This is a genomic window from Corynebacterium alimapuense (genome assembly GCF_003716585.1).
GTDB lineage: Bacteria > Actinomycetota > Actinomycetes > Mycobacteriales > Mycobacteriaceae > Corynebacterium > Corynebacterium alimapuense.
The window spans coordinates 83,029-107,028 of sequence record NZ_PTJO01000003.1 but is presented as its reverse complement, the minus strand read 5'-3'; the positions used below and the strand labels follow the sequence as shown (position 1 = coordinate 107,028).

25 protein-coding genes and 1 tRNA gene are annotated in these 24,000 nt (G+C 55.6%); 18 read left to right on the top strand and 8 right to left on the bottom strand.

Annotated elements, in window-relative coordinates; genetic code table 11:
• Nucleotides 1–151 precede the first annotated feature (151 nt).
• The 3 genes from C5L39_RS01965 (at nt 152) to C5L39_RS01955 (ending at nt 4,160) form a co-directional block, all read left to right on the top strand.
• Nucleotides 152–640, top strand: a complete 489-nt coding sequence (locus C5L39_RS01965) for an Rv1476 family membrane protein (protein WP_123047218.1) — start codon at nt 152–154, stop codon at nt 638–640.
• A gap of 529 nt (nt 641–1,169) precedes the next feature.
• Complete coding sequence (locus tag C5L39_RS01960; protein WP_123047775.1) at nt 1,170–3,050, top strand: DIP1281 family NlpC/P60 protein; 1,881 nt, start codon at nt 1,170–1,172, stop codon at nt 3,048–3,050.
• A gap of 36 nt (nt 3,051–3,086) precedes the next feature.
• Nucleotides 3,087–4,160 carry a ferrochelatase gene (locus tag C5L39_RS01955; protein ID WP_123047217.1) on the top strand — a complete coding sequence of 358 codons (1,074 nt, stop codon included), beginning with the start codon at nt 3,087–3,089 and terminating at the stop codon, nt 4,158–4,160.
• Here the strand turns inward: C5L39_RS01955 and C5L39_RS01950 are convergent.
• Nucleotides 4,127–4,867, bottom strand: coding sequence for a hypothetical protein (locus C5L39_RS01950; protein WP_123047216.1), 741 nt, complete (start codon nt 4,865–4,867; stop codon nt 4,127–4,129). The genes C5L39_RS01955 and C5L39_RS01950 overlap by 34 nt on opposite strands.
• 33 nt (nt 4,868–4,900) lie before the next feature.
• Here C5L39_RS01950 and C5L39_RS01945 point away from each other — a divergent pair, with 33 nt between their 5' ends.
• Genes C5L39_RS01945 through C5L39_RS01935 form a run of 3 tightly spaced genes read left to right on the top strand, consistent with a single transcriptional unit; the run spans nt 4,901 to nt 7,431 of the window.
• Nucleotides 4,901–5,749 (top strand): DUF3097 domain-containing protein, encoded by an 849-nt coding sequence (locus C5L39_RS01945; protein ID WP_197714705.1) that lies wholly within the window; start codon nt 4,901–4,903, stop codon nt 5,747–5,749.
• A gap of 25 nt (nt 5,750–5,774) precedes the next feature.
• Nucleotides 5,775–6,203 carry an NfeD family protein gene (locus C5L39_RS01940; protein ID WP_123047214.1) on the top strand — a complete coding sequence of 143 codons (429 nt, stop codon included), beginning with the start codon at nt 5,775–5,777 and terminating at the stop codon, nt 6,201–6,203.
• A 4-nt stretch (nt 6,204–6,207) separates the two neighbouring features.
• Nucleotides 6,208–7,431, top strand: a complete 1,224-nt coding sequence (locus C5L39_RS01935; RefSeq protein ID WP_245974844.1) for an SPFH domain-containing protein — start codon at nt 6,208–6,210, stop codon at nt 7,429–7,431.
• 38 nt (nt 7,432–7,469) lie between these two features.
• On the opposite strand, the gene C5L39_RS01930 is transcribed toward C5L39_RS01935, so the two are convergent.
• Both C5L39_RS01930 and C5L39_RS01925 read right to left on the bottom strand, forming a co-directional pair.
• On the bottom strand, nt 7,470–8,039 hold the full coding sequence (locus C5L39_RS01930) for a MarR family transcriptional regulator (protein WP_123047213.1): 570 nt from the start codon (nt 8,037–8,039) through the stop codon (nt 7,470–7,472).
• Nucleotides 8,040–8,083: 44 nt separating this feature from the next.
• Nucleotides 8,084–8,785, bottom strand: coding sequence for a TVP38/TMEM64 family protein (locus tag C5L39_RS01925; RefSeq protein WP_123047212.1), 702 nt, complete (start codon nt 8,783–8,785; stop codon nt 8,084–8,086).
• A 105-nt stretch (nt 8,786–8,890) separates the two neighbouring features.
• On the opposite strand from C5L39_RS01925, the gene C5L39_RS01920 reads away from it, so the two are divergent.
• On the top strand, nt 8,891–9,316 hold the full coding sequence (locus C5L39_RS01920; protein ID WP_123047211.1) for a cupin domain-containing protein: 426 nt from the start codon (nt 8,891–8,893) through the stop codon (nt 9,314–9,316).
• Between the two features lie 138 nt (nt 9,317–9,454).
• Here C5L39_RS01920 and C5L39_RS01915 read toward each other — a convergent pair.
• A tRNA-Leu gene (locus C5L39_RS01915) sits at nt 9,455–9,540 on the bottom strand.
• A gap of 201 nt (nt 9,541–9,741) precedes the next feature.
• On the opposite strand from C5L39_RS01915, the gene C5L39_RS01910 reads away from it, so the two are divergent.
• Nucleotides 9,742–10,284, top strand: coding sequence for a YbhB/YbcL family Raf kinase inhibitor-like protein (locus C5L39_RS01910; RefSeq protein WP_123047210.1), 543 nt, complete (start codon nt 9,742–9,744; stop codon nt 10,282–10,284).
• Between the two features lie 12 nt (nt 10,285–10,296).
• Nucleotides 10,297–10,716, top strand: a complete 420-nt coding sequence (locus tag C5L39_RS01905; protein ID WP_197714704.1) for a hypothetical protein — start codon at nt 10,297–10,299, stop codon at nt 10,714–10,716.
• A 79-nt stretch (nt 10,717–10,795) separates the two neighbouring features.
• Here C5L39_RS01905 and C5L39_RS01900 read toward each other — a convergent pair whose 3' ends face one another.
• Genes C5L39_RS01900 through C5L39_RS01890 form a run of 3 tightly spaced genes read right to left on the bottom strand, consistent with a single transcriptional unit; the run spans nt 10,796 to nt 13,921 of the window.
• The gene (locus tag C5L39_RS01900; RefSeq protein ID WP_123047209.1) at nt 10,796–11,890 is read right to left on the bottom strand and encodes a quinone-dependent dihydroorotate dehydrogenase; all 1,095 of its coding nucleotides are present in this window, start codon (nt 11,888–11,890) and stop codon (nt 10,796–10,798) included.
• 30 nt (nt 11,891–11,920) lie between these two features.
• Nucleotides 11,921–12,976, bottom strand: coding sequence for a YncE family protein (locus C5L39_RS01895; RefSeq protein WP_245974843.1), 1,056 nt, complete (start codon nt 12,974–12,976; stop codon nt 11,921–11,923).
• 33 nt (nt 12,977–13,009) lie between these two features.
• Nucleotides 13,010–13,921 carry an aldo/keto reductase gene (locus tag C5L39_RS01890; protein ID WP_123047207.1) on the bottom strand — a complete coding sequence of 304 codons (912 nt, stop codon included), beginning with the start codon at nt 13,919–13,921 and terminating at the stop codon, nt 13,010–13,012.
• A 105-nt stretch (nt 13,922–14,026) separates the two neighbouring features.
• Here C5L39_RS01890 and C5L39_RS01885 point away from each other — a divergent pair, with 105 nt between their 5' ends.
• From C5L39_RS01885 to C5L39_RS01845, 9 genes are all read left to right on the top strand, one after another.
• Nucleotides 14,027–14,854: an undecaprenyl-diphosphate phosphatase gene (locus C5L39_RS01885; RefSeq protein ID WP_123047773.1), complete on the top strand. Its 828-nt coding sequence runs from the start codon at nt 14,027–14,029 to the stop codon at nt 14,852–14,854.
• A 34-nt stretch (nt 14,855–14,888) separates the two neighbouring features.
• On the top strand, nt 14,889–16,124 hold the full coding sequence (gene mshC / locus C5L39_RS01880; protein WP_123047206.1) for a cysteine--1-D-myo-inosityl 2-amino-2-deoxy-alpha-D-glucopyranoside ligase: 1,236 nt from the start codon (nt 14,889–14,891) through the stop codon (nt 16,122–16,124).
• A gap of 23 nt (nt 16,125–16,147) precedes the next feature.
• The gene (locus C5L39_RS01875) at nt 16,148–16,528 is read left to right on the top strand and encodes a hypothetical protein (protein ID WP_123047772.1); all 381 of its coding nucleotides are present in this window, start codon (nt 16,148–16,150) and stop codon (nt 16,526–16,528) included.
• A 5-nt stretch (nt 16,529–16,533) separates the two neighbouring features.
• Nucleotides 16,534–17,205, top strand: a complete 672-nt coding sequence (locus C5L39_RS01870) for an HAD family hydrolase (protein WP_123047205.1) — start codon at nt 16,534–16,536, stop codon at nt 17,203–17,205.
• 19 nt (nt 17,206–17,224) lie between these two features.
• On the top strand, nt 17,225–17,488 hold the full coding sequence (locus tag C5L39_RS01865) for a phosphoribosyl-ATP diphosphatase (RefSeq protein ID WP_123047204.1): 264 nt from the start codon (nt 17,225–17,227) through the stop codon (nt 17,486–17,488).
• A gap of 20 nt (nt 17,489–17,508) precedes the next feature.
• Nucleotides 17,509–18,354 carry an ATP phosphoribosyltransferase gene (hisG, locus tag C5L39_RS01860; protein WP_123047203.1) on the top strand — a complete coding sequence of 282 codons (846 nt, stop codon included), beginning with the start codon at nt 17,509–17,511 and terminating at the stop codon, nt 18,352–18,354.
• A 106-nt stretch (nt 18,355–18,460) separates the two neighbouring features.
• Complete coding sequence (aspA, locus tag C5L39_RS01855) at nt 18,461–19,963, top strand: aspartate ammonia-lyase (protein ID WP_123047202.1); 1,503 nt, start codon at nt 18,461–18,463, stop codon at nt 19,961–19,963.
• Nucleotides 19,964–20,155: 192 nt separating this feature from the next.
• The gene (locus C5L39_RS01850) at nt 20,156–21,466 is read left to right on the top strand and encodes an anaerobic C4-dicarboxylate transporter (protein ID WP_123047201.1); all 1,311 of its coding nucleotides are present in this window, start codon (nt 20,156–20,158) and stop codon (nt 21,464–21,466) included.
• A gap of 26 nt (nt 21,467–21,492) precedes the next feature.
• Nucleotides 21,493–23,151, top strand: a complete 1,659-nt coding sequence (locus C5L39_RS01845) for a formate--tetrahydrofolate ligase (protein ID WP_123047200.1) — start codon at nt 21,493–21,495, stop codon at nt 23,149–23,151.
• On the opposite strand, the gene C5L39_RS01840 is transcribed toward C5L39_RS01845, so the two are convergent.
• The gene (locus tag C5L39_RS01840) at nt 23,148–23,984 is read right to left on the bottom strand and encodes a RecB family exonuclease (RefSeq protein ID WP_123047771.1); all 837 of its coding nucleotides are present in this window, start codon (nt 23,982–23,984) and stop codon (nt 23,148–23,150) included. The two genes, C5L39_RS01845 and C5L39_RS01840, sit on opposite strands and share 4 nt — an antisense overlap.
• Between the last annotated feature and the right edge of the window lie 16 nt (nt 23,985–24,000).

Genomic DNA, 24,000 nt, shown 5'->3' with positions numbered 1-24,000 from the left:
TGGAACGTCGACTGTGGCGAGTTTAACAGTACGAGCGTTTTGTTTATGGTTTTTCGGGGCTACTAGCGGCGTGCCCCCACCCCCATCACACCCGTAATAGATATAACGTAACCAGTCTGATCACATCGTCTCGAGAAAGTGCCTCCAACTTATGATCCCTGCCGGTGTCGACATTCCGAATCTCGCCCAGCAGTTACAGGAAGATTCCGTAGCTTTCGGCAATCCGGATGCCGTCAATATGGGCGCCGGCCTGGAACCTGGGCTTGTTAGTGCCGTTACACATGCCGAGTCCATCGACGTGGGTCCAGTCGGTGTGGTCGTGCTGGATTTCACTCCAAATATAACTGCGGATCTCCGCGACATAGCTCAAGAACTATTGATGGCTACGGACCTTGATACCATCATCGTCCGAGCGCCAGGCACTGGGGCAATAGTCAGTGAGACGCACTCTCGCTCTGCAATTGAATCTGCTCAACACGCCTTCCTCGGCAATCCGAACATTGAAGAAGGCACTTTCTATTTCCTGGATCAGCTGGCCAATGCCGGGGCAAATTGGTTTCTCATGGGCCTATTTGCCCTGTTCGCGATCGCCTTGGTGATTGCCTTAACCATCTGGGGCTTTATGGCGTCCCGGCGATAGTTTCGCTCCCGCATGCGAACGCAACACAGTTGCCGCGATTGGGCGATTTAGAGCATATTTATTGTCAAGCTTTCAAGCTTGACTTATTAGCTGGATGGGAAACTTTCGTTGCCAAACAGTTACTCAAAATTGTCCAAATGTCGCTAATTGACCCATAAATGTGAGCTATCTCACAAGATTATTACAGCTCCATAACTTTGCAGGTCATGCACCTGGCCGAGTTGGTCAACCCTTGCCTATTGACCACCATTCGAGGGGAATGTTGGGTCATGAGTGACTCATGTGAATTATGGTTCAGGAATCGGCTCGCGAGTTGATGACAGACTTAGCTTCAATCAGTATTGACGGCTTGATTGGCGTCACTATCTACGCACTGGCATGTGGGGAAGCACGCAAAGCGCGAAGAGATTGCAAGGGAAGTGGACAGGTGTCTGAGGTCGCGAGCTGACCAGAATATGACCGAGACCTTTTAGTCATGTCAAGTCTTCATGGTTGACAAGTCTGAAAATTAGGAGCTTGAGTGGCTACCATGACTTTCCGAGCACGCCTGCGCATCAGCCTGGCGATTGCCGTAAGCACCGCGACCTTGAGCACGATCACCCCAGCTGTCGCGCAGCCTGGGGTTATCATCGCGCAGGCAGAGTCCGCAACTGAAGGTCTCGTCGGATCCTTAACTGACTCACAATCTGATCTTGACCGATTGGAGCTTGAAGTCGGGGCCCTACGTGAGAGCGTCAATCAATCGCTCGTTGATCTGCATGATGCACAAGCCACCACTGAGCAGGCTCGACAAGGAGTCATCACTGCCCGCGCAGAGTTGGATCAAACTCAAAGCGAGATTGAAGAAGCCCAGGCCAATCTCGATGAGATTTCCCGTTCTGCCTACCGTCGCACCACCGCACTGACGGCGGTAACAACCTTGGCTGGCGAGGAAGCCGCCGAAGCCTCACTCGATCGGCAGACTTATCTGCGCAGTCAGGCTGAACGGCAAAGCGAAGCCATTGAAGCACTTGATCTTCTTCGCACAGAGCAGGCCAATAAAGAATCGCAGCTACGCCAAGCACGCGATCTTGCAGAGGCGCGTGAAAAGGAAGCAACCACTAGAGAAGCTGATGCCCGTGCAGCCATCGAGGCAACCTCCCAGCAGATTATTAGCGTCACTGCAGAGCGCGACCGGCTGGCAGCAGAGCGAGACGCAGCTCAAGCCCAGCTCGATGAGATCCGGAATTCTCCAGCAGAAACTCCAGCTCAGCAAACCGCAGTAGCTGAGCTCGAGTCGGCGGAGCAGAATCAGCAACAAGCTGAAGATGAATCCGCCGCCACGGCACAAGCCCGGGCTGCCGCTGAGGAAGAAGCCGCCCGTGTGGCAGCAGACAAGGAAGCTGCCATTGCAGCCTCTGAAACCGCTGCACAGCGACAGGCCGAATCCGAGGCCGCAGTTGAAGATCTAGGCGATAACGAGTCTGCCGAAACTCGACAGGAAGCTGAAGCTGCTGCCTCGGAGGCCGCCGAAGCTGCTCAGCAGGCAGAGCAAGAGGCACAGGAACTTGCTGAAGCGGAAGAGAAAGCTGCCGAAGAAGCCGCAGAACTGGCGCGTCAAGATGAGCAGAATCAGGCTTTGCAGGATCTGGCCGTTGCTGCAGCCTCTGCCGCAGCCGCAGCGTTGATTGCTCAGTCACAGGCCGATCACACTTCTCTTGATAACCCCTATCCTTCGGTCAGCGATGAAGAAAGCGATCCAGTTGAGATCGCCGCGATTCAAAACCCCGAAGCTCTTGATGACCCTGCGGTGGAAGAAGAGCCTGAGGCCATCGAAGATGATGTCGAAGAAGATCTAGGCGAGGAAGATGTCGAAGAATCTTCTCCAGTCCAGGGTCCTTCGACTGAAGATTCCTCGGAAATTATCGACACTGACCTGACCGCGCTGCCCCCAATCAACACGATTGAGGACATCACAGCTGAGGCCTCTGAAACTGTCCTAGGCGACCGAAGCGCGACTATCGAAGCAGTCATTGCCCGAGCACAAACTCAGATCGGAGTCCCTTACGCTTGGGGTGGAGGTAATGCCACTGGCCCGACCCTAGGTATTCGTGACGGCGGAGTTGCTGACTCTTATGGCGACTACCAGAAGATCGGTTTCGATTGCTCCGGACTCATGATCTATGCCTTTGCTGGCGCTGGAATCGCACTACCGCACTACACCGGTTACCAGTACAACCACGGTACTAAAATCGATCCGAGCCAGATGGAACGCGGTGATCTGATCTTCTATGGCTCAGGCGGCAGCAACCACGTGGCAATCTTCCTCGGTGATGGAATGATGCTCGAAGCACCCAGTTCGGGCTCCTATGTTAAGACCTCTCCAGTGCGCTGGTCAGGCATGTCTGAGTACGCTGTGCGCTTGATCTAGTCTTGGTGAGGGCTTGTTGTTGGTAATGTGGCGGTCATGGCTCAAACCCCACATTATGATGCCCTCCTATTACTTTCCTTTGGTGGCCCCGAAGGAAACGACGAGGTCGTTCCATTTTTGGAGAATGTCACCCGCGGTCGTGGGATTCCCCGAGAGCGTCTTGCCAAAGTCGGTGAACACTATTTCCACTTCGGTGGAAAAAGCCCACTCAACGACCTCAATCGAGAGATCATTGCTCATCTCGAGTCAGTGATGTCCGACCGAGAGATAGATTTTCCCGTCTATTTTGGCAATCGCAATTGGCATCCATTCGCAGCTGATACCGCCGAGCAAATGTCTCGTGACGGGGTAAGCCGAGCGCTGGTTTTCGCCACGAGTGCATGGGGTGGTTACTCCGGTTGCCGGCAATACCATGAAGATATCCAGGCAATGATCGCGCACTTGGCAGATCAAGGTCTGCCGAGCATTGAGTTCACCAAATTACGGCAGTTCTATGACCATCCGAGGTTTGTCGGATTCATGGCCGATGCGGTAAACGAAGCACTCGCGAAGATCCCCGAGGATCAGCTGCCCACCACAAAGCTGCTTTTCACCGCCCACTCTGTACCCACCGCAGCTGATAATGCAGCTGGTGGTCCAGAGGATCGGAATCTCTATTCTCGGCAGGTCGCTGAATCCTCTCGTCTGATTGCCCAGACAGCAGGTGTAGATAGTTACGACCTCGTGTGGCAGTCACGCTCAGGCAATCCTGCGACTCCGTGGCTCGAGCCCGATATCGTCGATCACACCACTGAGTTGGCAGCCGGCGGCACAACCGCAGTCGTTGTCTGCCCAGTCGGATTCATCTCCGACCATATTGAGGTGCTCTGGGATCTTGATACCGAACTCGTTGATGCAGCCAAGGAATTGGGCGTGTTGGTTGAGCGCACCAAGACCATTGGTCCCTCAGAGGTTTTTCCGAAGATGATCCTCGAGCTGGTGGATGAGGTGGTCCAAGGTCTGCCGCCAGTGGGGCTGGGAGAAGTGACAGTCCAAGGCTGCACGCTAAACGGTAGCCCCTGCAAACCCGGTTGTTGTCAGAACAAACGGCCGAATTCGCCGACCGCATAGGAGACTCCGGCCATCCGGGCTGCTCGAATATGCCGCCACAGACCCAGCAACTGCGGGTCAATCTGGTGATCGTTCATCCGACCGGTCACCGTCTCCACGATGGCGGCCACCCGATCTGCTCGGGCAAAGAGCTTTGCTGCCCGCGGCGGAACTGATCCTGGCAGACCAGGGGCGTCGTAGAAATCGGACAACGCACCGACCGTCAACCGGGGAGAGTCTAAGCCCGTTGCACGATAACCCGAGGCTTCCACCAGCCGGGCTGCATCTTCAGTCGCCTTGCTCAGTAGTCGGTCGGCTTCGCCTGGGCTCAACCATGCGGGAGCAGGTTGTAGACCAGTTTCGGTAAACCACTGCCAGCCGATCACTGAGTCTGGGACCAGAACATGAGTGGTCAATGGATCTGGGTCTCGAATGAGAATCGCTCCCGCTGTGCTTTTCGACGCCGCGCGTGCCGCAGCGCTATCTGCTCTGATTCCGATGGGTTCTCCGGGGCCAGACAACACGAGCCTAAGAACCGGCTCGCCACTATCGGCTAACAGACTGCTCGTCGTATTCCTTAACTCTCGGAGGAATTCCGTGAGCTCTGGATTACCCAGATCTGCTAAAGCATCAATGAGGTCATCGGTCGATTCAAGTCCATAGAGCCAAGCGCCCAACCAGATAGAAGTGTTCTGCAGCGGGGACCAAACTTGGGCACGGATATCCATGGCGCGGGAGTCTAGCCGATAGAATCAATGACCATGAGTTTCAACGACCCCTACCGGGGAGACATCTTTTCCGGACATAACCGAAATCGTCCCCGCGAGTATCCGAAGATTCCCGCAAAACCGGGCACCGTCGTAGAAATCCGTGGAGAGGACTTCGTCGGCGCGGTTGTTGGCTGGGAACGTACCTACGACGGTGAGTTCGTCCGGCTCGAAGATCGTCGGGGGACTAGGCGTCTGTTTCAGCTGCTTCCCGGTGGGTTTCTCTACGAAGGCCACGCGGTCACCCTCACTCGATATATCGCACCTCAGAAGAAGACTCCTCAGCATTCGAATTCTGGGTCTCGGCGAGTAGAAAATCTTGAAGCCAAGGTCGCTGCGCCCTCCCGCATCTGGGTGGAAGGTATCCATGATGCCGCGATCGTCGAAAAGGTCTGGGGCCATGACCTGCGGGTAGAAGGGGTGGTAGTCGAATATTTGGAAGGACTAGACAACCTTGAGGAGCGACTTGCCGAATTCGTTCCTGGTCCCGGCCGTCGGGTCGGGGTGTTGGCTGATCACTTGGTGAAAGGATCGAAGGAGACTCGGATGACTGAGACAGTAGGGGAACATGTACTGGTCACCGGCCATCCTTTTATCGATATTTGGGCAGCAGTTAAACCAGAACGGGTAGGACTTCGTGCGTGGCCCGAGGTTCCCTATGGTGAAGATTGGAAGACCGGAATCTGCCGCCGAGCAGGCTGGTCAGACCCGCAAGAAGGATGGCGGCGAGTTTCCGCCGCAGTGACTTCTTTCCGGGATCTTGATTCTTCTCTCATCGGTGCAGTTGAGCGGCTGGTTGATTTCGTCACCACACCCGAGCTAACCAAGTCTGACCTCATGTAGGAAGGCTTCCGGTAGGTTGGGGCCCGTGGGAGCAATAGTTTGGTTTATCGCAGCATTAGTACTCGCAGGCCTGGAATTGGCAGTGGGGGAGATGACGCTGCTTATGCTCGCCGGTGGAGCACTAGCAGCAACGGGGATCTCGTTGATCGGGCTCCCGCTATGGGCATCAGTAGTGGCCTTTACCGTCACCTCGCTTGGCCTCCTGGTGTTTCTCAGGCCGTATCTCAAGCGCCGCCTCTATCAGCCGAAAGTGCTTGACACCTCGGTCACGGCTTTGGTTGGTTCTCCGGCGTTGGTTATTGCTCCTATCGAAGCCGCCGGGGGGCAGATTCGGATGGATGGCTCAATTTGGTCAGCACGTTCCCTCGACCCCGTGCACACTTTTGCCGAAGGTGATCGCGTCACCGTAGTCAGCATCGACGGGGCAACCGCAGTCGTCTGGAAGGAATCTTGAACACATGGTAGAAATCATTCTCTTGGTCGTGCTGCTCGCTTTTGTCGCAGCAGTAGTGATCAAATCCATCGCGCTAATCCCTCAGGGAGAAGCCGCAATAATTGAACGATTGGGTAGCTACACCAGGACGGTATCGGGAGGTCTTACCTTCTTGATACCGTTCATCGACCGGGTGCGCGCCCGAATCGATACCCGTGAACGCGTGGTCTCGTTCCCGCCACAGGCGGTGATCACCCAAGACAACCTAACCGTGGCCATTGACATCGTCGTGACCTTCCAGATTAATGAACCTGCCAAGGCCATCTATGGCGTTGACAACTACATCGTTGGTGTAGAACAGATTTCGGTGGCGACCCTCCGAGATGTGGTCGGCGGAATGACGCTGGAAGAAACCCTTACCTCACGAGATACCATCAACCGCCGCCTTCGAGGTGAGCTAGATGCCGCGACCTCAAAGTGGGGCCTACGAATCAGCCGTGTGGAGCTTAAAGCTATTGATCCACCGCCGTCCATCCAGCAGTCGATGGAAATGCAGATGAAAGCTGACCGCGAAAAGCGGGCGATGATTCTCACTGCAGAAGGTCGCCGAGAGTCAGACATCAAGACTGCTGAGGGTGAAAAGCAGGCTCGTATTCTCTCTGCTGAAGGTGACAAGCATGCGTCTATTCTCGCAGCTGAAGCCGAGCGTCAGGCCATGATGCTCAGGGCAGAAGGCGAGCGTGCCTCCCGCTACCTTGAGGCTCAAGGCCAAGCCCGCGCGATCCAAAAGATCAATGCTGCGGTCAAGGCGTCCAAGCTCACCCCAGAGGTGCTGGCTTATCAATACTTGGAGAAGCTGCCAGAGCTGGCCCAGGGTCAAGCCTCAACGATGTGGATGATTCCTTCTCAGTTCGGCGATTCCCTTGAGCAATTTGCGCGTGCCTTCGCACAGAAGGATGAGGAAGGGGTATTCCGCTACGAGCCAAACGGAGTTGATGAGGAAACCCGTGAAATGGCAGAACCAGAAAACATTGATGAGTGGTTTTCTACCGCCTCTGATCCAGAAATCGCTGCGGCAGTTGCAGCGGCCACTGCGGTAGCAAACAAACCGGTGGATCCGGAGCTTCACGAGGTTAAGGCAGCAAAGAAGGCCTCATCATCTCGCCATTCAGCCCCAGACTCCACCACAGCTGAGATCGAAGGCTCTACCGAGGGCTCTTCGGTCGAGCAATCTGCAATTGATCAATAAGCTCGCGGTAGCGAAGAAGTGAAGCGCCAAAGCTAGAACTACTCGCTAGTTTCCGCCCGAGCAATCAGATTGACTGCTAGCTGCCAGCCAGCGGTCTCTGCTTGCCAACCTGCTGCTTGAAGCCGCTGGGACATTGCCTGCTTAGAAATGCCCAACTCCTCAGCGGCCTCGTTCTGATTGAGCCCAGAACGAACCAAGGAGGTCGCCTCTCGGCCTTCCAGGGTTCGCTTGGCTAACACTTGTCCTAATAGCGCGAAGACAGCGGCGATATCCGCTGCGCGGTCTGCCCCTCCACGGGTGCTCAACTTGGCCTTAACTATTCCGGCCCTGCCCCCTTTGCTCAGCGATGCGGTGGCAGTCTTGCGTGCAATGTCGGCATTGCCACCTGGGGCGACACCGATACCGATGACCCAGTTTCCATCGGAGAGCAGCGCCATGACGGTGTCACAGACTGCACGAGGGGATTCCACGGCTGCGCAGATGTCCTCAACTCCCAGAACGTGGAATTCTCCGACTCCATTGAGCGTGGATAGTGCCTCCGCGGAGCGCTTGACCAGTGCGGAACGGCGGATCTCGCGACCTCGGTATCGGGCGTGGACGGCAAGCACTGGTTCTCCCTGCAGCTAAATGTCTCTTCTATGTTCTCTGCAGTCTACTCTACAGGCTTGACGGGTGTCTGATAGTCCACGACTAGTCCCGCGATTCCCACTAGCGCCAGAGCGACAGTGATGACAAGCAGCTGTGGATCAATCTCACCGGTAAGTGCGGAGCCCAATGCGACGGTGACCACTGTGCCAGGAGTCGATCCCACCAGCGTCGCCAGCGTGAAGGCCACCAGGGGCACGCTGCTTAATGCAGCCGCATAATTGAGCACTGAGAAGGGGACAGCTGCGATCATTCTCAGCGAGGCCACCGCCAACCAGCCACGTTGTTCTAAGCGGTGGTTGATCCCCGCGACAGAGGGATGATTAAGGCGCGGCCGCATCCATTCGCCGAGCAGCTTACGGACGACGATGAGTGACAACGCGGCTGAGACGGTAGTGGCTGTCAGAGACACCAAAATTCCGACCCAAGGTCCGTAGAGAACCCCGCTGGCCAAGGTCAACAGAGTGCGAGGAACTGGGAACATGGTGACGATTACGTAGCCCAGCCAGAAGGCCAAGAGGAACTCCGGACCAGCAGCTGATCCCCAACCCACCAGTACATCGAGGGAGGGAATACGCGCGAATATGGCAATGGCTAGGAATAAGACTGATCCAATCACCACTAGGGTTTTGCGAGTTCGAGACCAGCCCCGTACCGCGGCCTGCGCGTCTCGGGAAAGTCCCCAGACAAAATGACCGAAGTGTTTCACGGAAGGTGAGTGTACGCGGGAGCGCAAATTCGATCTCCTAGCCGCACCGTCTAGAGATCACTAGACTTCTAAGTAGAGACATTGAACCACCTAGAAGGAGAGAACATGTCAGATCTGCGAACCGACCATGGGCCGAACCCCTATGTGCTTGATATCGAGAAGGTGACTCTCGACAACGGTGCCTTCCGCGACACCCTGTGGACCGGCTCGTACCTTCAGATGACGGTCATGGCCATCCCCGCCGGCGGGGAAATTGGCGCTGAAGTTCATGATGACCACGATCAGTTCTTGCGCCTGGAGGCTGGACAAGGCCGCATCATGATCGGCACGGATGAGAACAATCTCGATGTCGATCGGATCGTCGAAGATGATTTCGCTATTTTCGTCCCTGCCGGCAAGTGGCACAACTTCGTCAATGAGGGCGAGGAGACCGTCAAGCTGTACTCGATCTATGCAGCTCCTGACCATGTGCCCGGTACCTTCCACCAGACTAAGCAGGATGCCGACAACGATCCCAACGAGCAGCACTAGCTCATTGTAGGAACTGCGGGCAGTCCATTCGGTTGAGATATCACTCGTACTGAGTGAACTGCCCCGATCAGCTCTGCGTAAGAGCATAGAAAAAAGTACCGCGGAAGATATCAAACTATCTTCCGCGGTACTGCACTGTGCCCGGAGGGGGACTTGAACCCCCACGTCCGTTAGTAGGACACTAGCACCTCAAGCTAGCGCGTCTGCCATTCCGCCACCCGGGCTGGGTGTTTGTCTCAATCCTTACTGGCTGAGCACTCGCATTACATTAGCCGGACAGACGTAAAACATACAAATCGCGAGGTTATATGCCCTTTTTTGGCATGCTTGAACGACTTAAGAATCACACCTTTGATATTCCCGATCCGACCTCGACATCTATTGCTTAGTGACGCTGGGGTTTGATTTCAGGTACAAACAAATATATGAGCACCTATGCAGACGATCCTCGTTTCCCCGGCCCTGACCCGTATGCCCCATTGAAGGACTTGCCTTCTTTTACGCTTAATTCCACCGACCTTATCGACGGCGCTGAGCTCGCCCAGGCGCAGTGCGCGCCGGCCAGTATTTCCCCACAGCTTTCTTGGTCTGATCTTCCAGAGGGCACCAAATCCCTAGCAGTGACGTGCTTTGATCCAGATGCCCCGACTGCGTCCGGATTTTGGCATTGGGCGGCGTTCAATATCCCAGTATCAGTGACAGAGCTTTCCACCGGAGCAGGATCCGATGAATCCTTAGGCGGGATTGAGGGAGTGATCACGTTGGCAGGGGATGCTGGTGTGCATTCCTACTATGGAGCCAATCCCCCCGCTGGCCACACCCCTCATCGGTATCTCTTTGCCGTGCACGCCGTTGACGTGGAGAAACTCGATATTGACCAGACGGCTACGGCCACGGTTCTGGGCTTCAATCTCCATTTTCATTCTTTGGGCCGCGCCATTCTTTGGGGCTGGTACGAGACCAAGTAGACTCTGCAGGCCATGAGCAAGAACCGAGACGTCAACGATCCCGGCCGGGCGGCACCCGATAAGCCTGTCTACAAAGTTCCCTTGGCATTGCGCGTCGGTGGTGCCTTCATGGCGCTAGCCGTGGCGTTACTAGTGTTCACCGTCATCGCGGTGTTCACTGATGGCTGGATGGCGCCTTTTGAAGTCACTCCGAGGTTTCTCATCCTCTTAGTGGCGGCAATGGTGGTGGGAGCATTCGCCACCGTGCGCAGAGATCAAGCAGCTAGCCGCAGCCAAGTCGTGGCCTTGATAGTGGCAGTTGTCCTGGTGGGGGCTACTCGATTCATCCCCAGCACCGTGATATTTGTCATGGCGCAGTACTGGTTAGCCATGTACGCAGTGTTCGCGGTGATGTGCGCTCTTATTCTTCGTCGTTCACTGATGTCGCGTTAGCCCAATAGACCAACAAGAAGACCTCTTGTGCAGTCATGAGAGACTGCACAAGAGGTCTTCTTGGGCGTTAAAGGGGCTATCAGTCAAGCCATTCCAGCTCTGAGCCGATTGCCTCAGAGATTGAGTTCAAATCGTGGCGATGAATCTGCTCAGCGATCCCGCGGTGGATGTTTCGGATCCAGTCCGGGCCGCCATAGATCAGTCCGGTGTAGCCCTGCAGCAGTGTGGCCCCAGCAGCGATACGTTCCCAGGCTTGCTCCGGGGTGGAGATTCCGCCCACGGAAATTAGCACCATGTGGTCCCCAACCTTGGCGTGTAGTCGCTTAAGCACCTCTAGCGAGCGTTTCGCCACCGGAGGACCTGAGATGCCGCCAGCACCCAATTCCGCAACCTTTGCAGCAGAGGTCTCTAGACCATCCCGGGAAATAGTCGTGTTAGTAGCGACGATACCGGCCAGTCCTAGTTCCACGGCTAAGTCGGCGACGGCATCGACATCCTCGTCGGATAGGTCTGGGGCAATTTTGACCAACACAGGGGAGCTGGTGGATTTCTGGACCTCAGCGAGAATAGGCCTGAGCGATTCGACCGCCTGGAGGTCACGCAATCCTGGGGTATTCGGTGATGAGACGTTGACCACGAGGTAGTCAGCAAGATCACCGAGCAGGGAAGCCGATCGACGATAGTCCTCGACCGCCTCTTCTGGGGCTACCAACTTGGTCTTGCCAATGTTGATACCGATGACGTCATCGTAGCGACGGTGGCGCAGATTGATCGCGGCATCCGCCGCACCCGCGTTATTGAAGCCCATCCGGTTGAGAATTGCTTTGTCCGCAGTCAGCCGAAACAACCGCGGAGTTGGGTTGCCTGGCTGTGGAGAAGCGGTGATAGTGCCCAGCTCTGAGTAGCCGAATCCCATTGCAGTCCACGTGTCAGCAACGGAGGCATTCTTGTCGAAGCCAGCTGCCAGTCCCAAGGGGCGAGGGATGACTCGACCGAATACCTCCTGAGACAAGACTGGGTCATTGACTCCGATAATTCTCCCGAGCGCTCGATTGGCCGGGCCAGCTGCTTGAAGTAGACCTAGACCATCATGAATGATGCCGTGGATCCGTTCGGGACGGAGAGTAAACATTGCCTTGAGTGCCAATTGGTAGGCGGCTGTGCGCATGCTCATCAGATTAGGCCTTTGCTTGAAATTTGTTAATTACTGGGCGGCGGGTTCGGCGGTAGAAAAGGACTCTGGATCAGCGATGACTTGCAAACCATCGCCAGTCGCGGAGGCTAAGACCAAGGTTCCATCGGGCAGCACGATCGCATTATGAGCATCGGCGAGGGTACTCAGCCTCATCTGCTCCACGGGAACTCCCGTAGAGATGTCATAGCCAACCAGAGAGTTATTCGCGGTCGAAGCGATCCAAGCGAGATCTCGCTCGGAGTCCCAGGCCACAGCCCAAGGACTGGGATCTACCGGAGCAGTCTGATGCAGACGAATGACCTCAGTAGCGGTATAGATAGCAAGCTGATCACCGATGTTATCGGAGGCAATAATCAACCCATCCTCACCACCGGAAATTTGGCCAACTCCCAGGCCAACGCGCAAAGTTCCGCCTTGCTCTCCGTCCTCCCAATGCACATCCTGGATGGTGGTATTGACGGTGTTAGTACGCACTGCGATGTCTTCCTCGCCGTCCACTGGCACCGCTAGGAGTTGGCTGGTGGGGCCAGCGACGGTGATCAGTTCGGTGTCCTCACCCTCACGGTGCACCGACACAGTGTTGGACTCCCCATTGCCCACGAGCAGCGCCCCAGAGTTCGTCAATGCGGCTGACGCTGCCGGAGCGTTGTCTGAGACGTCCCGGGTGACGGTGTCGGTGGGAGCGGCGGCGTCGATAAGCAGCACTTGTTCGTCACATGCCACAACAAAGGTGTCTGTGGAAGCATTGAGATCCCCACAGGTCTCGGGGATCTCTAGCACCGCACTATCTCCAGCTTCGAATTCTTCCAAGGTTCCGATAGCCAGCGCATCACCTGCTCGCAGGCCTAAAATATCTCCGGCCACTTCCATATCGCTGACCTCGGAGAATCCTTCGGGCAGGCCGACTAAAACGCCGGCTGGATCAACTGACTCAGGCGAAGGATCCGCTACCGCCCGGCCCATGTCCGGGTTCTCATCCGGGACCGATCCGGTCTGGCAAGCGACCAAGGTCAAAGAGGTGGTGGCAACGGCGGCCATCAGGGCTGTCAAACGTCCGGTTTTCACGGTTTTTAAGCCTATCAGCGCCGCTGGCAACGACTAACGCGAGACATCGTCGAGGGCCTGAGCAATTGCTCGAGGCAGCACCGCTTCGGTAGCCCTAAGCAGCTGACGCAGCTGCTCCGGATTACTAGCCCCGGCCACCGCGGAAGTTACTCCAGGACGATCTCTGACCCAGGCTAGGGCTACTACCGCTGGCGGCAGATCGAGACCTGCGGCAGCAGTAGTAACAGCTTCTACTACTGTGTGGGATTTTAACCCCAGTAGAGGATGCACCTCGGCTCTAGCAGTGCGAGGAACCCCATCCCGGAAACGCCCAGTCAGCAGACCCTGTGCCAGCGGCGCCGCAGCGATCACTCCCACACCTAGGTGCCGGGCAGCTGGGATCATTTCCTCCTCGATCCCTCTCACCAACAGAGAATATTCATGCTGAGTAGCAACGATTCCACGGGCAGAGAATCGGCTCATCTCCCCGGCGGTGACAGCTAGCTGCCAACCGGTGTAATCCCGCACCCCAGCGTAACGAGTACGTCCGGTGCGAATAGCCCAATCCAAAGTGTCGGAGACCTCCGCCGGAGGGGTCTTTTCATCGAAATAGCCCACCGACCACAAATCAAGATGGTCAGTTCCCAATGCCGACAGTGTGGCATCCAGCTGCGAGATCAGAGCCCGGCGCGAGCAATCCACCCGCCGGCCAACCGGAGACTGCGGAGCCACCCCAGCCGAGGACGAAAGCACCAGTTCCTCACGTCGAACCCCAGAATCGGATAGGGCTGCAGCGAGAGTCTCCTGAGCTTGGCCCTCTGCATACACAGGAGATGAGTCCACCAGGTTTCCACCTGCGTCCACAAAATCTCGGAGCATGGTGCCTGCATTAGTCGCAGACGTGGTCGTTCCCCAGGTGGCGGTTCCCAGTCCGAGCTCGGAGACCCGAAGTCCGCTAAGGCCCATCAAACGTTGTTTCACCTGCACCAGACTAGTAGTAGGGTAGGTCCGGTGAATGACGTGTCCATCTTTGCCTCCGCGGCTGAGTCTACCGCTGCCGCCGCTGAATCGATGACCTGGATCCAGGTCATCGTCTTGTCAATCGTCCAAGGACTTACCGAGTTCCTGCCGGTCAGTTCCTCAGGCCATTTGCGGATCGTCTCTGAGCTGTTCTGGGGCGAAGACGCAGGAGCCTCATTTACTGCGGTCGTCCAATTGGGCACTGAGTTCGCGGTGCTGGTGTTTTTTGCCAAAGACATCTGGCAAATCCTGACCGGTTGGTTTAGAGGTCTATTTAACAAAGAACTCCGCGGGTTCCACTACCGCATGGGCTGGATGGTCATCGTCGGTACGATCCCGGTAGCCTTGGTCGGCTTTTTTGCCCGAGACATCATCCGGGATGGGCTGCGTAACCTCTGGATCACCGCCACCGTCCTAGTGCTGTTTTCCTTTGTCTTCATTCTCGCCGAGAAATTTGGTAAGAAGCAACGTCCCACTGAAGATCTGAAGATGAAAGACGCGATCGTAATGGGGCTGGCGCAGTGTTTGGCCTTGATCCCCGGTGTTTCGCGTTCTGGCGGCACCGTTTCTGCTGGTCTGTTCATGAACCTCGACCGTGAAGTGGCGACTCGTTTTAGCTTCTTGCTGGCGATCCCTGCAGTATTAGCTTCTGGGCTATTTTCTTTGCCTGATGCCTTTGATCCTCAAGCAGGACAGGCTGCCAGCGCCTTGCAGCTATTGGCTGGTACCTCGATTACTTTCGTCCTTGGCTATGCCTCAATCGCTTGGTTATTGAAGTTCGTTGCTCACCATTCCTTCGCCTGGTTCGCGGCCTATCGCATCCCCGTAGGTCTGCTGGTGATGGCTTTGCTGGCCTTTGGCGTCTTGCAGCCTGTCTAAAGGTTTGCTGACATGACACGTTAGAGTGTTGGTCATGCGTTCATGGCCCACCCCTGATGTCCCGCGGGTAGACGGCACTGCCGTTCCGCTCGCTTTGTACGACACTGCCGACGAGGTGGTCCGCCAAGTAGATGCTGGTGAGGTCGCTGGTCTCTACGTCTGTGGAATTACTCCCTATGATTCAACCCACCTAGGCCATGCTGCTACCTATCTGACCTTCGATTTGGTCCATCGTCAGCTGCTCGATAATGGCCACCGCGTGCACTACGTCCAGAACATCACTGACGTCGATGATCCGCTCTTTGAGCGCGCTGAAAGAGACGGATTGGACTGGCGTGATCTGGGGGAGAGCCAGATTGATCTCTTCCGCTCCGATATGACGGATCTGTCGGTCATCCCGCCCAAGGATTACATCGGTGCGATGGAATCGATTGATGAAGTCATCGAATTAGTCCAGCGCTTGCTGGACAATGGCTCAGCTTATGTTGTCGAAGACTCTGAGTTCCCGGATGTCTACGCCTCGATTAGCGCGACGACTCAGTTCGGCTATGAGTCCAACTACGATCGCGCAACCATGGAGCAGTTGTTCGCTGAGCGTGGGGGAGACCCCGATCGCCTTGGTAAGAGAGACCGCCTTGACGCCCTAGTGTGGCGGGCCCATCGAGAGGGCGAACCTGCTTGGGAATCGCCTTTCGGCCCCGGCCGACCTGGCTGGCATATCGAATGCTCTGCAATCGCCACTAATCGCCTCGCCGAGAATTTCACTATTCAAGGTGGCGGCAGTGATCTCATTTTCCCGCACCATGAGTTCTCAGCGGCTCATGCCGAAGCAGGACTGGACTGCTCCAGAATGGCCGGGCACTACGTCCATACCGGGATGATTGGCCTAGACGGGGTTAAAATGAGTAAATCCCTAGGCAATCTAGTGTTCGTTTCTAAGCTCACCGCTGCCGGCTTCGAACCAGCCGTTATCCGGCTCGGGGTGTTTTCCTCACATTATCGTTGCAACCGAGATTGGTCTGAGGCAGTGTTGCAGCAGGCGCAGACCCGTTTGGACTCTTGGCGGGAAGCGCTACTGAGCCCCGGAAGTCTTTCCGCTGCTCAAGAGCTCATCTCGCAGTTGCGCGCACATCTGGCAAACGATCTAGATACTCCTGAGGCCTTGGCTACTGTTGACCGATGGGTCGCCGGAGATAGAGGCCCCAACGAGGCTGAATCTGCGCAACTGGTGACAACTGCCGTCGATGCACTGCTGGGGGTGCGCCTGTAGTGGATTTCAGTCACAATGAGCCTATGACGATTCGTTCCCAGTTCCAGCCCACAGTCGATGAATTCATTTCCACCCTCAATGATTTCGCTACCGGCAGCTATCTCAAAGCCGAAGAAAAAGAGTTCTGGGATCAGCCGTTCAATCCTAAGGTGCTCCCAGAGCTCAAATCCATCCTGGAAAAGATGCTCGATTCCTTCGACGCTCTTGACGATGATCCAACCGAAGAAGATCTAGTCAAGGTTGCTCAACGCTGGGTGGATAAGCTGTTGGAATTCAACGCACGCCACGCCGACGCGGTTATTGAACCAGAGGAAAAAGAAGAGCTTGGGGAACTGATCCGCGAGGCTGCTGCTGCCACCGGCGCCGAAGAGTCGGCGTTGGCCGAGCTACCGGAGCTTGACTGATCATTATGCTCAAAGCGATTTTCTGGGACATGGACGGAACCATGGTGGATTCCGAGCCATTGTGGGGCTTAGCCACCTACGAGCTCAGTGAGCGACTGGGGCGACGGCTACCCCCGGAGCTGCGAGAGCAGACCATGGGTGGCAGCTTCCGCAACACACTTGAAGTGTGCGCTGAGCATGCTTCAGTCACCTTGACGCCTGAGGACTATCCACGGCAACGCAGAATCATGTTTGATCGGATGGCGGGACTATTGGCTGAGCAGCTAGTGCCTAACCCCGGTGTTCAAAAACTCTTAGCAGATTTGCAGGACACCAAGCTACCGATGGTGGTGACCACTAACACTGAACGCGAGCTCGCTGATCCCTCCATTGCTGCGGTTGGAGAGCAATTCTTCACCGACTCGATCTCTGGTGATGAAGTTACTCATCCTAAACCTGCCCCTGACATGTACTTAGAAGCTGCACGAAGAGTTGGTGCGCATCCTTCTGAGTGTCTAGTTTTCGAGGATTCTCAGGCTGGAATGAGTGCGGCTGCTGCCGCAGGCTGCAGGGTAATCGGGCTGTCCGAGCACCCTCCGGAGGGGGTTGTTGCGCTGAGTAGTCTGCACGATCGTACTGACTTCGTGGGTGTCACCGCAGAGACTGTAGCCATGTGGTTCCAGCGGCTGAGTGGGTAGTGGTCTAACCTAGTCGATTGTGAAGAACTTTGACTCTCTCTTTGAAGAACTGACCGAACGCGCGAGCAACCGTCCGGAGGGCTCCGGTACCGTTTCCGCACTCGATGCTGGAGTGCACCAGATCGGTAAAAAGGTCATCGAGGAGGCTGGAGAGGTCTGGATCGCCTCCGAATACCAATCTGATGAAGAGTTGGCGGAGGAGATGTCGCAACTGATTTATTGGACCCAGGTCATGATGATCGCTCGCGGCCTGACCCCGGCAGATATCTACAAGTACCTGTAACTAGGAAGCGACACCACAACATGATCAAGATCGCCGTGCCCAATAAGGGCTCGCTGTCGGAAGCCGCCGTCGAGATTCTCTCCGAGGCTGGGTACAAAGGCCGAGGAGATACCAAAGCGCTGGCCGTGTTCGATGAGGCCAATGACGTGGAATTTTTCTTCCTACGGCCCAAAGACATTGCTATCTATGTGGCCAATGGAAAGCTCGACCTGGGTATTACCGGTCGCGATCTCGCTGGCGATTCCGGTGCAAAAGTCCAAGAGGTGCTCCCGCTGGGATTTGGCGGTTCCACTTTCCGCTACGCCGCTCCGGTAGGCGAGCAGTGGTCAGTAGATGACCTCGATGGCAAGCGCATTGCCACCTCCTACCCGAACCTAGTCCGTGAGGATCTAGCAGCCAGGGGCTTCAACGCCGATATTATTCGTTTGGACGGAGCAGTCGAGATCTCCATCAAGCTGGGTGTAGCCGATGTCATCGCTGATGTGGTCTCCTCCGGCAACACTCTGCGGCGCCAAGGACTAGCTCCTTTCGGTGAACCGTTGGTCGATTCTGAGGCTGTCATCGTCTCTCGTACTGGAGTCGAGATCACCCCGGAGCAGCGAGTCCTTTTGGCCCGCATTGAAGGTATTTTGCACGCTCAGAATTACCTCATGATCGACTACAACATCTCTCGTGACCTGCTTGACTCAGCTGCAGAGATTACCCCGGGGCTTTCAGGACCGACTGTTTCTCCGCTGGCCCGCGAGGATATGGTCGCCGTCCGTGCGCTGATTCCTCGGAAAAAGGCCAATGATGTGATGGACTTGCTTTCCACACTCGGAGCCCAGGCTATTTTGGCTTCTGAACTGAGAATCGTTCGGCTTTAAGTCATTAGGTTTCCCCGGGATATCTCGTGTTGTCCCGGGGCCATGGATTGCAGCTAGCATGGATAGAAACACCATCAGTTGCGTTTCTTATGAGGAGACCTAATCCATGTCGAAGACCACGGGTAAATCAGCTAATTCTTCCCAAAAGCAGGAGAAAAAGTTGAAGCTCTCTAGCACCACTCTTGCTCGGGCAACCCGCACAGAAGAAGACCTTCTTGGGCAGATGGAGGTCCCTGCTGATGCCTATTACGGCATCCACACTCTCCGCGCGATAGAAAACTTCCAGATCTCCAGGACTCGGATCAACGATGTGCCTGAGTTCATCCGAGGCATGGTTCAAGTCAAGAAGGCAGCGGCGCTAGCCAATCGTCGACTACACACCCTGCCTGCTGAAAAATGCGAATCCATCATTTGGGCGTGTGACCAAATCCTCAAGCATGGTCGGTGCATGGACCAGTTCCCCATCGATGTTTTCCAAGGTGGGGCAGGCACAAGCCTCAACATGAACACCAACGAAGTCATCGCCAACCTCGCGTTGGAGCACTTGGGCAAAGAAAAAGGCTCGTACGACATCATCAACCCCAACGATGACGTCAATATGTCGCAGTCCACCAATGATGCCTACCCCACAGGTTTTCGCATTGGTCTCTACAATTCCATGGGCACCCTCATCGAGCAGATCGATGAACTGCAGAAGGCCTTTCAACATAAAGGTCGGGAGTTTCAAGACATCCTGAAAATGGGGCGTACTCAGCTCCAAGACGCAGTGCCGATGACCTTGGGAGATGAGTTCAATGCTTTCGCCCACAATTTGGAGGAAGAGCAATCGGTATTACGCAGTGCCGCTGAGCGTCTCCTAGAGGTCAATCTTGGTGCTACTGCCATCGGAACTGGAGTAAACACCCCCTCTGGATATCGCCATCAGGTCACCGCCTCGTTGGCTGAGATCACTGGCCTGAAGGTTAAATCAGCCCTCGACCTCATCGAGGCCACCAGCGACACCGGTGCCTACGTGCTGGCTCATTCCGCGGTCAAGCGAGCTGCAATGAAGCTCTCGAAAATCAGCAATGATCTGCGTCTGCTGTCTTCTGGTCCTCGTGCAGGGCTCAATGAGATCAACCTTCCACCGCGCCAAGCTGGGTCCTCGATCATGCCGGGTAAAGTCAACCCAGTCATCCCCGAGGTCGTCAACCAGGTTTGCTTTAAGGTCTTCGGCAATGACCTTACTGTGACCATGGCCGCCGAAGCAGGTCAGCTCCAGCTCAATGTCATGGAGCCGGTCATGGGTGAAGCATTGTTCCAATCCATTCGGATGCTCAGCAATGCTGCCTTGGCGTTGAAGGAAAAATGCGTGGAAGGTATCACCGCTAATGCGGACGTCTGCCGCTACTACGTTGATCACTCGATTGGCATTATTACCTACCTCAACCCATTTATCGGCCATCACAATGGCGATCTGGTGGCCAAGGAGGCCGCGTTGACAGGGCGCTCAGTACGCGAGTTGGTCCTGGAAAAAGGACTCATCGATGTTGAGACCCTTGATCGAGTATTGAGCAAGGAAAACCTCATGCACCCTCAGTTTCGCGGAAAACTCTACCTCGATATCTAGACCAACTCAGTTGGTCACCGTGAGGAAACTCATAAAAATGGACTTATTAGTCGCTGCCCGGGAATACTCATGCCAGAGATATTCCTACCGCGGATGAACAGCTAATTTGACCGTAAAGCTCCAACTAAGTGGACCCTTTAGATAATGAGTTGAGTGAGCGTTCATCGCCGAACTGAAAGTACGGTCCGATTTATGCTCCTCGCTCTCCAAATACTCATTGTCTTAGGCGCCATTGTTTTAGGCGCTCGCTTGGGGTCCATCGCAATCGGCTTCGCAGGTGGCCTCGGTGTGTTGCTACTGGGAGCCACCGGCATTCCGGTAACTGCTGCAGATGTGCCCTTTGACGTCATCGGAATCATCATGTGCGTCATTGCCGCCATTTCTGCCATGCAGCGTGCTGGAGGTATGGATTATTTAGTCCACTTAGCCGAGCATTTTCTCCGGCGGAATCCGAAGCAGATTACCCTGTGGGCTCCCGTAGTCACATGGACGATGACTGTATTTGCCGGCACCGGGCACACAGCTTTTTCTACACTTCCGGTGATCGTGGAAGTAGCCAAAGAAAGTAAGGTTCGACCTTCTCGTCCATTGTCGGTGGCCGTTGTGGCTTCGCAGATGGCTATTGTAGCTTCGCCGATCTCGGCGGCAGTGGTCTTTATGGCCACCATCCTGGAGCCTCTCGGAGTGAGCTACTTAACGCTGCTGGGAGTGATGATCCCGGCAACTTTCCTGGCGATTTTTCCGACCGCTTGGTTGACCAACCGCATGGGCAAAGAGCTCAAAGATGACCCCATCTATCTCGATCGCTTGGAAAATGGATTGGTTCGAGCGCCACTTGGCCAACAGGAGTGGACTGCTCCGAAGGGCGCCAAAGCCTCCGTCTGGATATTTCTCGCCTCGATCATTGCCGTGATGGTCTATGCCACAGCAATCTCCGAGCAAGTAGGTCTGATTAACAATCCGACAGTTCCCCGCAACGAAGCAATCATGGCCATCATGCTGGCGGCCGCCGCAGTCATCGTAATAGCAACTCGAATCCCCGCCGATGAAGTTATTAAGACTCAAGTTTTCCGTTCAGGAATGTCTGCCACTATCTGTGTGCTGGGTGTGGCGTGGTTGGGCACGACATTCATCAATCATTACATCGAAGACATTCAGGTCTTGGCAGGTGATGTGTTGGAGACTAGCCCCTGGTTGCTAGCAGTTATTCTCTTCTTCGCCGCCGCTTTGCTCTATTCTCAGGCCGCTACGGCCAAGGCGCTCATGCCAGCTGCACTAGCTATCGGAGTCAGTCCACTGACCGCTGTGGCCGCTTTTCCTGCTGTTGCTGCTCTGTTTATCCTGCCGACTTATCCGACTCTCCTCGCAGCCGTAGAAATGGACGATACCGGATCTACCCGGATCGGCAAGTACGTATTCAACCATCCCTTTATTATTCCCGGAACAATCTGCATCACTGTCTCGGTAATGCTTGCCAATGTCATTGGAGCAGTACTGATCTAATCCTTCACCCACGTAGGATTTAGTTCATGGCTTTAAAAGACGTCGACATCGCCCAGGCCCATACCCTCGAACCGATCGGGGCTATTGCCCAGCGAGCAGGGATCGACCCAGCATCTTTGATCAGCTATGGCACTACCAAAGCCAAGGTTGATATCACTACGCTGGCATCGCCTTCGGACCCCGGAAAGCTAGTGCTAGTGACCGGCATTTCGCCAACACCTGCCGGAGAGGGAAAATCCACTGTGCTGATCGGGCTAGCCGATGCGATGAGCCGGCTAGGAAAAAATGCTGCTGCGGCCTTGCGCGAGCCCTCCCAAGGTCCGGTCATGGGTATTAAAGGCGGGGCGGCCGGTGGTGGCTACTCCCAGATTGTGCCGATGGAAGAAATCAATCTGCACTTCACTGGAGATTTTCATGCCATCGCCGCGGCCACCAACACTCTGTCCGCGATCATTGATAACCACATCCACCACGGCAATGAATTGGGGATCGATCCTCGCCGGGTGACCTGGCAACGCTGCGTGGATGTCAATGACCGAACTTTGCGCAATGTGATCACCGGCCTCGGGGGACCTGCTCACGGAGTGCCACGAGAAACTGGTTTTACTATCACCGCAGCCTCCGAGATCATGGCCGTGTTGTGCTTAGCCACCGATTTGGCGGATCTTAAAAAACGCATCAGCCAGATTACGATCGGATTCACCTACGATCAACAACCAGTCACTGCTGGTCAACTCGACGCCGCTGGAGCATTGACTGCGTTGATGAAAGAGGCGATCAACCCCAACTTGGTCCAAACCCTGGGAGGAACTCCGGCTTATGTCCACGGCGGGCCGTTTGCCAATATTGCTCATGGTTGCAACTCCCTGATCGCCACCCGCGTAGCACTCCAACATGCGGAGATCGTGCTCACTGAGGCAGGCTTCGGCTCTGATCTAGGGGCGGAAAAATTCTTCGACATCACCGCACCTTTTGGTGATCTCACCGTCAACGGTGCGGTCATCGTGGCCACCATCCGATCCCTCAAATACAACGGCGGCCAGCCGCGAACGGATTTGACGACAAAGAACCTCGACGCGCTCAAACCCGGGGTGGCCAATCTCGCCCGGCATGTCAGTAACGTCCAGCAATTTGGCGTAAGCCCGGTGGTCGCGCTCAACCTCTTTGACTCCGATACTGCGGCAGAACGGGAGTTTATGCGCAACTGGGCCAATGACTTCCAGGTTCCGCTAGTAGAAGCCAAAGTCTGGTCCCAAGGCGGAGCAGGCGCCGAAGAGCTCGCACGAGTAGTCCTAGACAATCTTGGTGATCACTCTGCGCAGCTCTACGACGCTGCAGAAGGGGTGGAGAAATCCATCGAGACCATTGCTCGGCGGATCTATCGAGCAGACAAAGTCCAATATTCTCCAAAGGCGCTCAAAGACCTAGCACTAATTCGGGATAACGGCTGGGATCAGCTACCGGTGTGCATCTCCAAGACGCAGTATTCCTTTAGCGATGATCCCAGTGCGCTTGGTGCACCTTCCGGGCACACTCTGCACGTTCGAGAGCTATTGCCACGCACCGGTGCGGGCTTCATCGTCGCGTTGACCGGCAACGTAATGACCATGCCAGGACTGCCTAAAACACCAGCCGCCAACACAATCGATGTCGCCCCTGATGGCCGAATCTCTGGCCTATTCTAGGAATCCCGGCGCGCCAGATCGGCGGTAGATCCTGGCCAACCGGGATACTCCGGCGGGGTGCCGCCAAAGGAAGGACAGAGCTCTTGGAAGGAGCACCAGCCGCAGAGCTTCGAAGTCTTTGGCCGGAAGATCCCTTCCTTTCCATCTCCCTCAATCTTGGCCCATAGATCGCCGAGGTCTCGTTCGAAGTACTCCAGTTCTTCCCGGGAGGGGCTCAGAATCATGGAGTCGATGACCTTGAGGTACATCAGGCGCAGCTGGTGGGGGATGGTGTCAAAAAGCCGCCAATAGACCAGTGCGTAGAACTTCATTTGGAAGGTTGCGGACTGGGAATAGCGCGGGATCGGCTTCTTGCCGGTCTTGTAGTCGACCACTCGAACCTCGCCGGTGGGGGCGATGTCTACTCGGTCGATGAATCCACGCACGGGGACTCCGTTGGGCAGGATGGTATCGACGTACATCTCGCAGGAATCAGCGTCGAAACCCTGTGGGTTTTCCATCTGGAAGTAGCCTCGCAGCAGCTCCCGAGATTCGACCAAGAAACCATGCAAAGTCTCTGGCGGAACCAATTCGAGCAGTTGTTCATCCTGCTCGCACATATCTGCCCACTGTGGTTTGAGTCGCTTCACCGCTGCAGGAAAAGTCCGCTCCTCGCGATTTTTTCCATGCAATTCCTCGAGGACGGCATGGACCAGCGTCCCTTTGACCTGCGCCAGAGTTTTAGGTTCCGGAATCCGGTCAATGGCTTTAAGCCGGTAGAGCAGCGGACACTGTTGGTAGTCGGAGGCACGTGAGGGAGACAGTGCTAGCGGGCGAGGCGAGGGGGAGTCCATGATGGCCAATAGTTTA

What these genes read in the sequence shown, in the direction of transcription:
- C5L39_RS01965 (WP_123047218.1), top strand. Translation starts at nt 152, where the DNA reads ATGATCCCTGCCGGTGTCGACATTCCGAATCTCGCCCAGCAGTTACAG.
- C5L39_RS01960 (WP_123047775.1), top strand. Translation starts at nt 1,170, where the DNA reads ATGACTTTCCGAGCACGCCTGCGCATCAGCCTGGCGATTGCCGTAAGC.
- C5L39_RS01955 (WP_123047217.1), top strand. Translation starts at nt 3,087, where the DNA reads ATGGCTCAAACCCCACATTATGATGCCCTCCTATTACTTTCCTTTGGT.
- C5L39_RS01950 (WP_123047216.1), bottom strand. Translation starts at nt 4,867, where the DNA reads ATGGATATCCGTGCCCAAGTTTGGTCCCCGCTGCAGAACACTTCTATC.
- C5L39_RS01945 (WP_197714705.1), top strand. Translation starts at nt 4,901, where the DNA reads ATGAGTTTCAACGACCCCTACCGGGGAGACATCTTTTCCGGACATAAC.
- C5L39_RS01935 (WP_245974844.1), top strand. Translation starts at nt 6,208, where the DNA reads ATGGTAGAAATCATTCTCTTGGTCGTGCTGCTCGCTTTTGTCGCAGCA.
- C5L39_RS01920 (WP_123047211.1), top strand. Translation starts at nt 8,891, where the DNA reads ATGTCAGATCTGCGAACCGACCATGGGCCGAACCCCTATGTGCTTGAT.
- C5L39_RS01910 (WP_123047210.1), top strand. Translation starts at nt 9,742, where the DNA reads ATGAGCACCTATGCAGACGATCCTCGTTTCCCCGGCCCTGACCCGTAT.
- C5L39_RS01905 (WP_197714704.1), top strand. Translation starts at nt 10,297, where the DNA reads ATGAGCAAGAACCGAGACGTCAACGATCCCGGCCGGGCGGCACCCGAT.
- C5L39_RS01900 (WP_123047209.1), bottom strand. Translation starts at nt 11,890, where the DNA reads ATGAGCATGCGCACAGCCGCCTACCAATTGGCACTCAAGGCAATGTTT.
- C5L39_RS01890 (WP_123047207.1), bottom strand. Translation starts at nt 13,921, where the DNA reads ATGGGCCTTAGCGGACTTCGGGTCTCCGAGCTCGGACTGGGAACCGCC.
- C5L39_RS01885 (WP_123047773.1), top strand. Translation starts at nt 14,027, where the DNA reads ATGACCTGGATCCAGGTCATCGTCTTGTCAATCGTCCAAGGACTTACC.
- mshC (WP_123047206.1), top strand. Translation starts at nt 14,889, where the DNA reads ATGCGTTCATGGCCCACCCCTGATGTCCCGCGGGTAGACGGCACTGCC.
- C5L39_RS01875 (WP_123047772.1), top strand. Translation starts at nt 16,148, where the DNA reads ATGACGATTCGTTCCCAGTTCCAGCCCACAGTCGATGAATTCATTTCC.
- C5L39_RS01870 (WP_123047205.1), top strand. Translation starts at nt 16,534, where the DNA reads ATGCTCAAAGCGATTTTCTGGGACATGGACGGAACCATGGTGGATTCC.
- hisG (WP_123047203.1), top strand. Translation starts at nt 17,509, where the DNA reads ATGATCAAGATCGCCGTGCCCAATAAGGGCTCGCTGTCGGAAGCCGCC.
- aspA (WP_123047202.1), top strand. Translation starts at nt 18,461, where the DNA reads ATGTCGAAGACCACGGGTAAATCAGCTAATTCTTCCCAAAAGCAGGAG.
- C5L39_RS01850 (WP_123047201.1), top strand. Translation starts at nt 20,156, where the DNA reads ATGCTCCTCGCTCTCCAAATACTCATTGTCTTAGGCGCCATTGTTTTA.
- C5L39_RS01845 (WP_123047200.1), top strand. Translation starts at nt 21,493, where the DNA reads ATGGCTTTAAAAGACGTCGACATCGCCCAGGCCCATACCCTCGAACCG.
- C5L39_RS01840 (WP_123047771.1), bottom strand. Translation starts at nt 23,984, where the DNA reads ATGGACTCCCCCTCGCCTCGCCCGCTAGCACTGTCTCCCTCACGTGCC.